The following is a 12,289-nucleotide window of genomic DNA, read 5'->3' on the forward strand; positions in this document are numbered from 1 at the left end:
TATGACTGATTATTCAGAATAAACTTCTCGCCCAATAGGGGAGACTATGCCATATTAATGATCATTTTAGGACATTGGATGTGCTATGCGTGATCCTTTTGGGCTGTTTCAAGAAAACATTTCTGTTTCTTATGCTCATGTATTATTAGAAATTACTGAAGCATATGGCATCGAGAATCAAACGGTTTTACATAATACAGGGTTGGTTCTAGCAGCTATGAAACATGCTGATGCCAAAATGAGTGCTCATCAGTGGTCTAAGCTAGTGGTGAATGCATTACAACTCACAGGCAATCATCGTTTGGGCATTGAGTATGGATTCAAACTACGACCAACTTCTCATGGGGCATTGGGCTTTGCATTTTTAAGTTGCGCTGATGTTGAAACTGCTTTGACTCTCTGTCAGCAGTATTTCTGTACACGGATTCAAAATTTCACACCTGAATGGACTGTAGATGAAAATTTTGTATATGTTTATTTGGATGATGTACATCCCGTTAGATTTGGTGATGAGCAACAATCTGCACAATTACGATCTTTTCTAGTTGAATGTTTGATCTTTGGAGCGATTCATTTTTTAAGTTTATTCTCAAAAGAAATTATAGAACAAAGTGATGTTTTCCTTGATTGGGAAGAAAGTAAAGATTACCAGTGTATTGAGCTTTCAAAAGTTAAGATACATTTTAGTCAAAAAAGAAATGGGCTTCGTTTTCCTAAATTCTTCCTTAACTGCAAAAATAAAAATGCTGATCAAGTTTCTTTTCAGCAGGCACTTTTGTATTGTGAAAATGATAAAGGGCGGTTAGTTAAAGAAAATATAAGGGATTTACAGAAAAGTATTCGCTCAGAATTATTGTATAACTCAAGCAATGGTTATCCCACATTGCCTATGATTGCTGAACGTTTGAATATGTCTGAACGAACTCTAAAAAGACATTTACAGGCACAAGGGACAACTTTTTTACAGATTTTAGCTGATGTGCGATTTACCGAAGCTAAAAAAATGCTGCAACAAAAACAATATAGCATTCAGGATATTGCAAGTGTTGTTGGCTATGAAGAAGCGACCAATTTTATCCGTGCCTTTAAAAAGACATTTGGAGAAACACCAAGTCAGTATCGGAAAAGGTGTTTATCTATAGTGAATTAATTTTATATTTTTAATAATTTTTTGGTTATTAAAAATTTATTAAGGTTTTTTATTGAGAGTATCTAAGAATGGGGATTGCTATTATTATTTATAATAAACAGGATGATATAAAATCATTTTATTTAGGCAGCTTTAGTGCATTTTTCTCACAAATTAATGGTGCGCAATTAGAAAATATGCCTGTATTTCGTGATTTAATTGATAACTCTAATAATGAAAATGATTTTTTTATTGAAAATATAGATTTAATTAAATTTATAGATGAAATAACACAACTTTTGGAAAGTTATGATTCCATTTATTTATCAGAAAATCTGAGGTTTTCTCTACAAGATTTTTTGTTATTTGTTAATGGTAAAATTTTAGATAAGTATAAATTATTAATTTCCTAATCATTAGTATTAATTTTTAAATGGTTTTCTGATGGGATTGCTAAGAATTTAAATTTAATATTTTTAAAATCAGGTGCTTGGTTTTAATAAGCTATTATCAATGATTTTCACAAACTGATCTACGGCATGTTGAATCTGTTCTGTCCATTCAAAAGAACAATTCATACGAATAAAATGTTGATGTGAGGGCAACACATTAAATAAAGGGCTTGGCGCAACGCCCACCTGTTGTTGAATCAGCTGTTCGTAGACTTGCATACTACTGACTTTATCAGGCAGTTGAATCCAAAGAAAATAACCACTTGGATAATTATATACCTTGCAGCCTTCGGGTAAATGTTGTTTTAGATATTGGAAAAATTGTTTTTTATTTTTCTCTAGTGCACGTCTAAGCATTCTTAAATGCTTTTCATAATGATGATGTGATAAAAATTCAACGAGGGCATTTTGTATGAGCGCATTCGCAGAAATTGTACTCATTAGTTGTAAATGTTGGATGTGCTCTGAGAATTTACCTGCATAGACCCAGCCCATACGAAAACCAGAACCTAAAGTTTTCGAGAATGAAGAGCAGTGCAAAACCAAATTTTGTTGATCAAAATATTTCATCGGAAGTGGTTTTTGACTGCCATAAAACAATTCCTCATAGACATCATCTTCAATTAAATGGATTTGATGTTCGTGTAAAAGTTTAGCAATTTTATATTTGATTTCATCACTGACCGTAAAGCCTATTGGATTGTGTGCATTGAGCATAAACCAGCAGACTTTGATCGGATACGTCTGAATTACTTGTTCAAAGGCTTCAATATCAAAACCATGCTGTGGATGTTCAGGCAGTGTAATAACTTTTAATCCTAGACGTTCGGCTGCCTGCCAAGCACCATAAAAAATAGTTTGCTGTAATAAAATATAATCACCAGATTGGGTGATCGCTTGCAAAGAAAGATTGAGTGCTTCCAAGCCGCCAGAAGTGATGACAATATCATCCTCATCGGTTGGTATACCTTGCATACAATAGCGTTGGGCGATTAGTTTCCGAAGCTCCAGATTTCCAGGTGGAAGATTGGTGGTTTGGTCATAACTATGTCGATTGCGGGAGAGTTGCCCCATGATTTGAATCAGCTTGGGTGGATAGAGTAACTGACTGTCAGGAAATGCCGAGCCTAGTGGGCTGATATGTTTGGATTGAATTGATTTTAGATATTTAAACACCAAAGAGTTAATTTCAATTTTGGGATTCAATGCTACAACAGCGTGCGTTTGTGGAATTTGGGTTGTTACTTGCTCCGCGACAAAATAACCTGACTTTTCTTTTGAATAAATTAATCCTTGCGACTCTAATTCTTGGTAAGCATTCATCACTGTGATCAAGCTAAAACCTGAACGTTGTACTTGCTCACGTAGAGAGGGAAGTTTGCTATGCGCCTTCCAAGTACCATTTTCGATCAGTAATTTTAGGTTCTGTGCTAACTGTTCTGACTTATACATAAAGTTTGCAGCCTTAGTAATATCTGCTTATGTTTTAAATGGCTTTGTTGCACAAAGGTTTGAAAGACAATACTACCCTAATTGAGCTAAATTTAAGTGACAACTTGGGTATGAGGTCGACCTAATTCTGTGAATTTATTCAAAACTGCTACACGTGCATGAATCTCATTCACCTGACTAGGAAAACTCCTTGCTGTTAATTTATCGCCTAATAATTTGATGCAATGCATTTTGGTTTCCACTAAACTTCGACGATGATAACCAGACCATTTTTTCCAAAGTGACCTACCTAGCCGTTTGACTGTTTTTAATAATTCATTCCTCTCTAAAGATCTCAATTTCTTATCTTTCCAAAGCTTTGCATTCTTCCTAGGTGGAATGACTGCATGTGCATCTCGATCTAAAATGACTTGTCGGCAGTGCTTTGTGTCATAAGCACCATCTGTATAGACTGAATCAATTCGTTCATCCAACGGAATTTGATCAAGCAAATCACCAAGTACCTGTGAATCACTCACATTGTTTGTTGTGAGCTGAACTGCTCGTATTTGAAGGGTCTTAGCATCTATACTAATATGAAGTTTGCGCCATTGGCGACGATATTCAGGCTGATGTTTCTTACGCTTCCATTCGCCTTCACCTAAAAATTTTAACCCTGTAGAATCGACGAGTAGGTGTAACCCATCACGACTTTTCTGATAGCTTATCGCAATATCAATATGCTTTTGTCGTCTACAGAGGGTGGAATAATCTGGTGCTGTCCAATTCAAGCCACACAGTTTAATGAGACTTTGAACAAAGCCTGTGACCATACGTAAAGAAAGATGGAATAGAGATTTGATCATTAAACAGCATTGAATTGCTGTATCGGAATAAGTTTGATTTCGTCCATGCTTGCCTTGTGGCTGTGCATACCATTCGGTTTTGGGATCAAACCAGATTGAAATATTTCCTCGCTTGATTAAAGCTTGGTTATACGAGGACCAATTGGTTGTACGGTAGATTTTAGGGGCAGGCTTCTTCATCTGGAAATTATATTGCTGAAGAAACCTTCAAGAATAGCTTTGTGCAACAAAGCCGTTTTAAATTAAAATCTATTTTTATTTTATAACAGATTTAGATAATTAGAATCATCTGTTATATTTTTTTAAGTAAACTCTGTAGCTATTCAATAATTAAAAGAGCGATCAAAATAACAGCATCAACGATTCAATCTAATTCAAAATTTTAGATTGAAGTGTTTATAAATCATGATTCGATTGGAAAAGGGCGCTTATCAATGTTTGAAACAAAAGAGCTGAATATGATCACTCAGATTTTTCAATCTAGTGAGCCTTCACAAACGGTACAAGCCCAACTACATTTTGAATATGTCAATCTTGAGGCAACTTTATTAAGAGCAAAGGTGTTAAGAGGTTTTGCTAAGGAAAAACTCACCTATATTGCTCAAGCACAAATTCATGACAATGATCAGAATCTAGCATATTTATTTGCGCCATTTGTACTTGCCAATTTAAATCTTCCCGTGATTTATACCACCCTCAACTCAGCGTCAGTGCTAAAGATTTTAAATCAATATTATCAGGCGGAAAAAAGAGTGAGGTTGAATGTCATAGATTTGCTGCAAAGTCTGAAAGTTTATGTAGATGTTGTCGATCAACCCAAAAACCAAGAAGACTTTCTATTTAGAAACTTGGTTAAAGCACTCTGTCGATCAGATATTTCGCAAATTTTTCTGATCACATCATTAGGGATGAATCATCGCCAACTTCAACAGTTGCAGGATTTCTTGAGTGTAAAGATTAGTGTCATTCAGACAGTTTGTGAAGAAAGTATTGTAAAGGATGAAATGTTAAATACTCGGAAATTGTTGTTTAAAAACAAAGATGATTTCCATCGAAATATTTGTACATTGTTCTCATCTTTAAACGCAAAACTTATTGCACAAATAAGTCAACTTAGTGAAATCCAGGCAGCCCATTTGATTGAAGATATGTTTTATTCGGAACATATTTTTGAAAAGTTATCAGTCTATGCCGAATACATGCAAACCCGAATCCAAAATGGATCAAGTTATAAAACCTTATCCATGATTTAAACATTTAAGAGCTGAATATTTGTATTTAAATAGGAGTAGACGATATGTCTCAAGAGCAGTCAAAATTTCCTTATTTAGTCGTTGGAATCAGTATTTTACTCGGTTGCTTATTTTTAGTTTTCTTCTTTCTCGCGGTCAGTAACCAACCAGATTATATGCCGTCACAACAGAAGCAGAATATCAATCAAGTTCAGCACAATATGTCATCAAATAAATAATAAAGAACAGTAAAATATTTTTTCCACTCACTTACTGATTATTTGAGCTGTAATCAGTAAGTTTTTTTTATTCAAAACGTCTTGGAGAAGTCGTTGTCCAACGTTTAAATGCACGAGAGAAATTTTTTGAATTTGTATAGCCTAAATGTTCAGCAATCATTTCAAGAGATAGGTTCGGATTTTTTAACAGTTGAATTGCTTTTTCACATCGTATTTTATCTACAAGCGCTCTAAAACTCGTTCCTTCACTTTCTAATTTGCGTTGTAAATTACGCTCAGAAATTTGTGCCTTTTGTAAAATATCAGTGAGTGAACTGATTCCCATCGCTTCATCGTAAATCAAATCTTGAACAAAACTGGTGAAACTATCTTGATTGAGTAATTTACGCAGTTGAGATTTACATTCTTCTCGTGCGAGTCGCTCTGCAATCGCATCAGAGTGGAGCAGTGGAAGGTTTAATATTTCGCTATCAAATTCTAATCGTGTAGCTGGACGATCAAATCTTACCTCACCGGGAATTAGAGGGAGTAATTTGTCAAAATAGTCGGGTTTGCTAAACTGAACATCTGCAAAACCTCTTAGCTCTTGCCCAGAAATTGTTTTCCCCATTTGAGCAAATCCAATCAATAAAGCAATTTGAATGACTTCATCAAGATAATATGCATCGGTTTGCTCGAAGATAATTACAGCGCGATCATCTAAGACTTCAAGTTTGATGGTATGAATGCTGGATTGCAGAGAAATAAACTCTTGAGCGATATTTAAGGCTTGTCTGACATCGCTTGCCAACATCGCGGTCATGCCCAATAGACCGTGACATGTAATGGTCATTTGCATACCTAAATAAAAACCAAATTCCAATGCAGGCACTTGGGTAATATCAAGCGCTCGTCGCAGGATACCCATTACAGTTTTCGCATCTGCACGCCATAAGGGTTGCAACAATTGCTCCGTGTTAAAACCTGATCCTTTTAGAATTTCATCTGCTGAAATATCCCAACGCGAAACGACATCGACCATTAAGGCGATGTATGTACCCGGAACAGTTTTTTCTATTTCTTTGTTCAGTTTCATAAAAGCAATGTCGGAAAATGATACCAAAATGGCTTGCTATGAACTATTACAGCATTTTTTTTTATTTAAAAATAGCCTCAATAAATCTTAAGCGATTGCTTCGTTACATAGCTTAATGATCACTTTCGATTTGGGTGCTTAGATTAAAAATAATATTAGGATGAGTCATGAAAAACGGAATTTTGATTGCAGCCTTCATCACAGTCTTATCAACAAATACACATGCAAAAATTGATATATGCGTATTTGATTTGCTTGGAAAAGCAGGTGAGTCATACAAAATGGTAGAAGAATGGTCTTTAGCAGCTAAATCTTGGAATGCTGATCTTAATTTAATGCCATATCAAGATGAGGCAAAAGCACAAAGCGACTTTGAAGCAGGTAAATGTGATGGCGTCTCTATGACATCGATGCGAGCGCGTAAATACAATAAATTTGCAGGATCAATTGATGCATTAGGTGCGATTACCAGTAATTCAATTGCCAAAAAAGCAATTAGTTATGTATTGGATTCGCGTAATAAAAATCGAATGGTTTCTCGTATTAATGGCGAAGCGTTTGAAGTCGCTGCGATTGCTCAAATTGGTTTAGCGTATGTGTTTGTACGAGATAAAAATATAAATACGATTGAGAAAGGTAAAGGCAAAAAATTTGCTTATTTACATTATGACCAAGCGCAAAAAATGATAGTCGATCGATTAGATTTGGTGGGAGTGCCTTCAGAAATATCAGATTTTGCAAAAAAATTTAATAATAAACAAGTCGATGTGATTGCCGCACCAGCATATGCCTATAAGCCATTAGAAATAGCCAAAGGGCTAGGTACTCAGGGTGCAATGTTTAATTTCCCAGTGATCAATCTAACGGGAGACATCATTATCCGTCCTGAAAAATTTCCAGCTGGTTTTGGTCTGAAATCACGTGATTGGGCAATTAAACAACTGCCGAAAAATTTTGCCACGATTGCACGATTAGAAGCGGAAATTCCTGCGAAATATAAACAATCTCTTTCATCAGAAGATACCCGCCGCTATCAGCAAATGTTGAGAGATGGACGAATAGAACTCACAAAATTAGGCATTTATGATCCATTAATGATGAGTGTTTTAAAGCGTGCGCGTTGTACGGTCGAAAGAACAAATTTTGAATGTTCTTTAAGTGGTGAGTAGTAATTTTTTTAATTTCAAATATTTAGACGTTATAAACCTAGATTGTAAGTAGAGGTCAATATGAACGCGATTGTTCAACATCACAAGCTGGTCGCAAGAGCAGTTAAGTTTGATTTTTCTAATTCTCCTGTGCAGTGGATTCCAAATGATCCTGTTTGTTCGCATCTGATTAATGGAATAAATCTAATCTTGCCCGCAGGTGAGTTTTGGTTTTGTCGTGTTTATAACAAGACACTTCCTTACATTCATCATCCAGTTTTAATCGATGATGTAAAAGGATTTATTCGTCAAGAAGCAACTCATGCTCGAGCACATCAGAGTGCACAAGAGTTTCTTATTCAACATGGTTATGATCTTGATCCTGCTTTAAAAAAAATTAATTGGATTTTCGGTGTCTTACTTGGTGAAAGTCCTTTAGGTATTAAAGCCTTAGAGTTAAAGCCATTAGAACATTTCTGGTTAGTCACTAGAGTGGGTGTAGTTGCAGCGATCGAACATTTTACAGGTGCGCTTGGTCAGTGGTGTATGGACAATAAGTCTTGGGACAAAGCAGATCCAGTCATTGCAGATATGTTTCGTTGGCATTTGGCTGAAGAGGTTGAGCATCGAAGTGTAGCTTTTGATTTATTTAAAGAAATGATGCCAAATAAAGTGTTTTTTTATTTATATCGTCAGTTTTTAATGCTGCTTGTCTTTCCTATTTTCATTTATGTTCTTGCTGATGTAGGGCGCAAACTTGGAAAGCAAGATCCTGATCAAGCCGTTCAGAAAATTGCTAATCGGACATTAGTTGGATTACTTAGCAAATATCATCGACAAGCAAAACAAACAGATAATGGTCCTACGCTGACATTTTTACTTAAAACAACAGTACGTTGGTTATCACCAAAATTTCATCCTGAAACAGAGGGAAATACACAACAAGCTTTGGATTATTTAGCACGCTCTCCAGCGGTTCAAATGCTAAGTAAATGAAAAAATGTGTTTATTTCGTCTGATAAATATGAATCAAGCCATAAATTAGCGATCAAAAAAACTTAATGTAGTCGTCATGTGGAAATCAAACGATACGTTTGTCAAAGGAAGAACTTATGAAAAAAATCGCACTTGCTATCGCAACAACTTCAATTTTGAGTGTCTCTGCTTCGACCCAAGCAGCAATTGACGTTTGTGTGTTTGATATTTTAGGAAAGTCTGGAGAGGCTTATAAAATGATGCAAGACTGGGCACTGGCAGCAAAAGGTTGGGGTGCTGATGTTAATCTTCTTGCCATTACTGATGAGCAAGTTGCCGACAACAATTTTAAAGCAGGGAAATGTGCGGGTGTGGCAATGACCTCAATGCGTGCCCGTCCATATAATAAATTTGTCGGTTCGATTGATTCACTTGGTGGTGTACCCAGTGATGAGATTGCGAAACGTGCCATTACTTTCGTATCTGACCCGCGTAATGCAGCGAAAATGACCACAAATTTAGCTGGCAATAAATATGAAGTCGCCGGTATTTCTCCATTAGGTTCAGCGTATATCTTTGTCCGTGACAAAAGTATCAACTCAATTGAAAAAGCTGCAGGGAAAAAATTTGCGGTATTGGGGTATGACGATGCACAAAAATTGATTGTACAACGTGTTGGTGCGCAAGCAGTACTTTCGGATATTTCTAACTTCGCTGCTAAATTTAATAATGGTCAGGTGGATATGATTGGTGCGCCAGCGTATGCCTATAAACCATTGGAGCTTAGCAAGGGCTTAGGTAAAAATGGTGTTATGTATAATTTTCCTGTACTGCAAGTGACGGCAAACTTAGTCATACGTCCTGAAAGATTTCCAGCAGGTTTTGGTCAGAAATCTCGTGATTGGTCAGTCAAACAGCTTCCAAAAGTCTTCGCTACGATCAAGCGTCTTGAGGCTGAAATTTCTGCAAAATACAAAATGAATCTTACGCCGGAAGATAAATTGAAATATCAAAAAATGATGCGTGATGGTCGTATTGAGTTGACGCAGAGAGGTATTTACGATGCAGGTATGATGTCTGTATTAAAAAAAGCGCGTTGTTCAATAGATAAAACAAATTTCGAATGCTCTTTGGCTGGGGAATAATAAAAACCAATATTGGTATTGTAAAACTTGATCAAGCCTAGTTCATCTGGGCTTGATTTTTAGATGCTTAATTAGACAAATCAAGAATAGAAAAGAATAAAAAATCGTGTTAATCCTAATGCTAATAATTTTTAAGAATAGCTCAGATGAGGGCAACATGATGGACGACTCAGAACAAACCATTCATAAGCAAGCAAATACGAGCTACGCCAGAATCGAACCTTATACTCAACCTGCGGGTGGTTGGGGAGCATTACTCAGTGTTGCTCGTAATCTCAAAAGACAAGATATTTTAAAGAAAGGTTCAATCACATTACTTAACATAAATCAGCCTACAGGTTTTGATTGTCCGGGTTGTGCTTGGCCTGAGAAAAAAGATGCGCATGCCTTTAACTTTTGTGAAAACGGTGCCAAAGCCGTTGCATTTGAGGCAACCAGTAAAACGGTCACACCTGATTTTTTTGCGCAGCATACTGTGAGTTGGCTCGCTGAACAAAGTGATTTTTATTTGGAAGATCTCGGACGCTTAACTGACCCTATGCGTTACGATCCTGTGACAGATAAATATGTGCCGATTTGTTGGGATGAGGCTTTTCAGTTGATTGCCAAACATCTACAAGCACTCGATCATCCTGATCAAGCTGCTTTTTATACGTCTGGTCGTGCTAGTAACGAAGCAGCCTTTTTATATCAGCTTTTTGTGAGAAGCTTCGGAACCAATAACTTTCCTGATTGTTCCAATATGTGCCATGAAACTACCAGTGTCGGTTTAAAAGATACAATTGGTTTAGGTAAAGGCACTGTCATTTTAGATGACTTTGATTTGGCGGATGCGATCTTTAGTTTTGGACATAATCCCGGTACAAATCATCCACGCATGTTAGCAACCTTAAGAGAAGTCTCTCGACGAGGCGGTAATATTGTTGCCATTAATCCAATCAAAGAGCGTGGATTGGAACGGTTCCAAGATCCACAAGCACCACTGGAAATGATGACCAATGGCAGTACGCCAATTAGTCGTTATTACTTCCAGCCTAAAATTGGGGGTGACTATGCCCTGATGTTTGGGGTGATGAAACATTTGCTGGAGTGGGATAAAAAAGCACTTGCAAAAGGGAAGCCAAGCGTTTTTGATCGTAGTTTTATTGAGATGAATAGCATTGGTTTTGATGACATGCTGGCAGAGATTGATGGTACAGCATGGTCTGAAATTCACAAGCACACGGGACTTTCACCTGAGCATTTAGAATCGATTGCCAAGATGTATCTGGACGCAAAAACCGCTATTTTCTGTTGGGGGATGGGAATTACCCAACACCGTCATGGTACAGCCAATATTCATATGTTGTCGAACTTGATGCTGGCACGAGGACATATCGGTCGTCCGGGGGCAGGCCTCTGTCCAGTGCGAGGGCACAGTAATGTGCAAGGCGACCGAACTATGGGGATCAATGAAAACCCAAATGATGCCTTGCTAGATAGTATTGATCGTGTCTTTGGGATTAAATCACCGCGTAAACATGGCTTTGGTGTGGTCGATACGATTAAAGCGATGTACGAAAATGAAGTAAAAGTCTTTATTGGTTTGGGTGGAAACTTTGCAGTTGCTACACCTGATACGCCTTATACCCAAGAGGCATTACGCCGTTGTAATTTAACGGTCAATATCACGACCAAGTTGAATCGTAGCCATCTGATTTGTGGTAAAGATGCTTTAATGCTGCCGTGTTTAGGTCGTACAGAAGTTGATATGCAAATGCATGGGCCTCAAGCAATTTCAGTAGAAGATTCGATGTCAAATGTGCATCTTTCAGCAGGGCGTAATCCTCCGATCTCTGAAAATATCTTATCTGAACCTGATATTGTAGCCCGTATGGCTGAAGCGGCTTTACCTAACAGTCAAGTGAAATGGCGTTGGTATATCGATAGCTATGATCGTATTCGTGACTCGATTGCCGATGTTTTTGATGAGTTTCATGACTTCAATCAACGAGTCTATCAACCAAGCGGTTTTCATTTGGAACATCCTGCCAATCAGCATGTCTGGAATACGCCCAGTGGTAAAGCACAATTCATGATTACGCCATTGGCAGAAGTCTATGAAGATAAAGAAAATCAATATGCAGCAGCCTATAGTGAACGCAAAGTATATACCTTGATGACGACTCGTTCTCACGATCAATACAATACGACATTATATGGTTTAGATGATCGTTATCGCGGGGTATATGGGCAGCGACGTGTCTTGTTTATGAATCAAAAAGATATTGATGAGGCAGGTTTTGAGGCTGATCAATGGGTCGATATTGAAAGTGTATTCTCAGATGGGGTTAAACGGATTGTACATAGTTTCCGCATCGTGCCTTATAACATTCCTCAAGGCAGTCTGGCGGCTTATTATCCTGAAACCAATCCACTCGTCGCATTAAGTAGTCATGATAAATACGCTAAGATTCCAGCATCAAAAAGTGTTCCTGTGATTCTTCATGCAGGGCAAGCTCCCGCGCATTTTAACTTGGCAGTTGAGGTTGATCCCGAACATGCCAATGAACGAGTGGGGAGTGCATAGCTGATTCATCATCTATTTTTTGAGTCAG

At 37.3% G+C, this 12,289-nt stretch carries 11 protein-coding genes; 8 read left to right on the top strand and 3 right to left on the bottom strand.

Features of this window, described 5'->3' with window-relative positions; translation table 11 throughout:
• Positions 1-85 precede the first annotated feature (85 nt).
• Positions 86-1,150 (top strand): AraC family transcriptional regulator, encoded by a 1,065-nt coding sequence (locus NGC85_RS06865; RefSeq protein WP_254805315.1) that lies wholly within the window; start codon positions 86-88, stop codon positions 1,148-1,150.
• A gap of 68 nt (positions 1,151-1,218) precedes the next feature.
• The gene (locus tag NGC85_RS06870; RefSeq protein ID WP_254805316.1) at positions 1,219-1,542 is read left to right on the top strand and encodes a hypothetical protein; all 324 of its coding nucleotides are present in this window, start codon (positions 1,219-1,221) and stop codon (positions 1,540-1,542) included.
• Between the two features lie 69 nt (positions 1,543-1,611).
• On the opposite strand, the gene NGC85_RS06875 is transcribed toward NGC85_RS06870, so the two are convergent.
• Together NGC85_RS06875 and NGC85_RS06880 are read right to left on the bottom strand one after the other, a co-directional pair.
• Positions 1,612-3,033 carry a PLP-dependent aminotransferase family protein gene (locus NGC85_RS06875; RefSeq protein ID WP_254805317.1) on the bottom strand — a complete coding sequence of 474 codons (1,422 nt, stop codon included), beginning with the start codon at positions 3,031-3,033 and terminating at the stop codon, positions 1,612-1,614.
• A 92-nt stretch (positions 3,034-3,125) separates the two neighbouring features.
• A complete protein-coding gene (locus NGC85_RS06880) occupies positions 3,126-4,058 on the bottom strand; it encodes an IS5 family transposase (RefSeq protein ID WP_254732375.1) in 933 nt (310 codons plus the stop codon).
• Between the two features lie 254 nt (positions 4,059-4,312).
• Between NGC85_RS06880 and NGC85_RS06885 the strand changes: the two genes are divergently transcribed.
• Together NGC85_RS06885 and NGC85_RS06890 are read left to right on the top strand one after the other, a co-directional pair.
• Positions 4,313-5,131 carry a hypothetical protein gene (locus NGC85_RS06885; RefSeq protein ID WP_254805318.1) on the top strand — a complete coding sequence of 273 codons (819 nt, stop codon included), beginning with the start codon at positions 4,313-4,315 and terminating at the stop codon, positions 5,129-5,131.
• A gap of 44 nt (positions 5,132-5,175) precedes the next feature.
• Positions 5,176-5,349: a cbb3-type cytochrome oxidase assembly protein gene (locus tag NGC85_RS06890; protein ID WP_005054427.1), complete on the top strand. Its 174-nt coding sequence runs from the start codon at positions 5,176-5,178 to the stop codon at positions 5,347-5,349.
• Positions 5,350-5,416: 67 nt separating this feature from the next.
• On the opposite strand, the gene NGC85_RS06895 is transcribed toward NGC85_RS06890, so the two are convergent.
• Entirely contained in the window at positions 5,417-6,424 is a 1,008-nt protein-coding gene (locus NGC85_RS06895; RefSeq protein WP_254805319.1) for an AraC family transcriptional regulator, read from the bottom strand.
• Positions 6,425-6,591: 167 nt separating this feature from the next.
• On the opposite strand from NGC85_RS06895, the gene NGC85_RS06900 reads away from it, so the two are divergent.
• The 4 genes from NGC85_RS06900 (at position 6,592) to NGC85_RS06915 (ending at position 12,261) form a co-directional block, all read left to right on the top strand.
• Positions 6,592-7,593: a putative solute-binding protein gene (locus NGC85_RS06900; protein ID WP_254805320.1), complete on the top strand. Its 1,002-nt coding sequence runs from the start codon at positions 6,592-6,594 to the stop codon at positions 7,591-7,593.
• A 60-nt stretch (positions 7,594-7,653) separates the two neighbouring features.
• Entirely contained in the window at positions 7,654-8,568 is a 915-nt protein-coding gene (locus tag NGC85_RS06905; protein WP_005054421.1) for a metal-dependent hydrolase, read from the top strand.
• A 116-nt stretch (positions 8,569-8,684) separates the two neighbouring features.
• A complete protein-coding gene (locus NGC85_RS06910) occupies positions 8,685-9,692 on the top strand; it encodes a putative solute-binding protein (RefSeq protein ID WP_254805321.1) in 1,008 nt (335 codons plus the stop codon).
• Between the two features lie 160 nt (positions 9,693-9,852).
• Positions 9,853-12,261 (top strand): FdhF/YdeP family oxidoreductase, encoded by a 2,409-nt coding sequence (locus tag NGC85_RS06915; protein ID WP_254805564.1) that lies wholly within the window; start codon positions 9,853-9,855, stop codon positions 12,259-12,261.
• Positions 12,262-12,289: the final 28 nt, after the last annotated feature.

Origin of the sequence: Acinetobacter sp. Z1 (assembly GCF_024296945.1) — a bacterium.
GTDB lineage: Bacteria > Pseudomonadota > Gammaproteobacteria > Pseudomonadales > Moraxellaceae > Acinetobacter > Acinetobacter beijerinckii.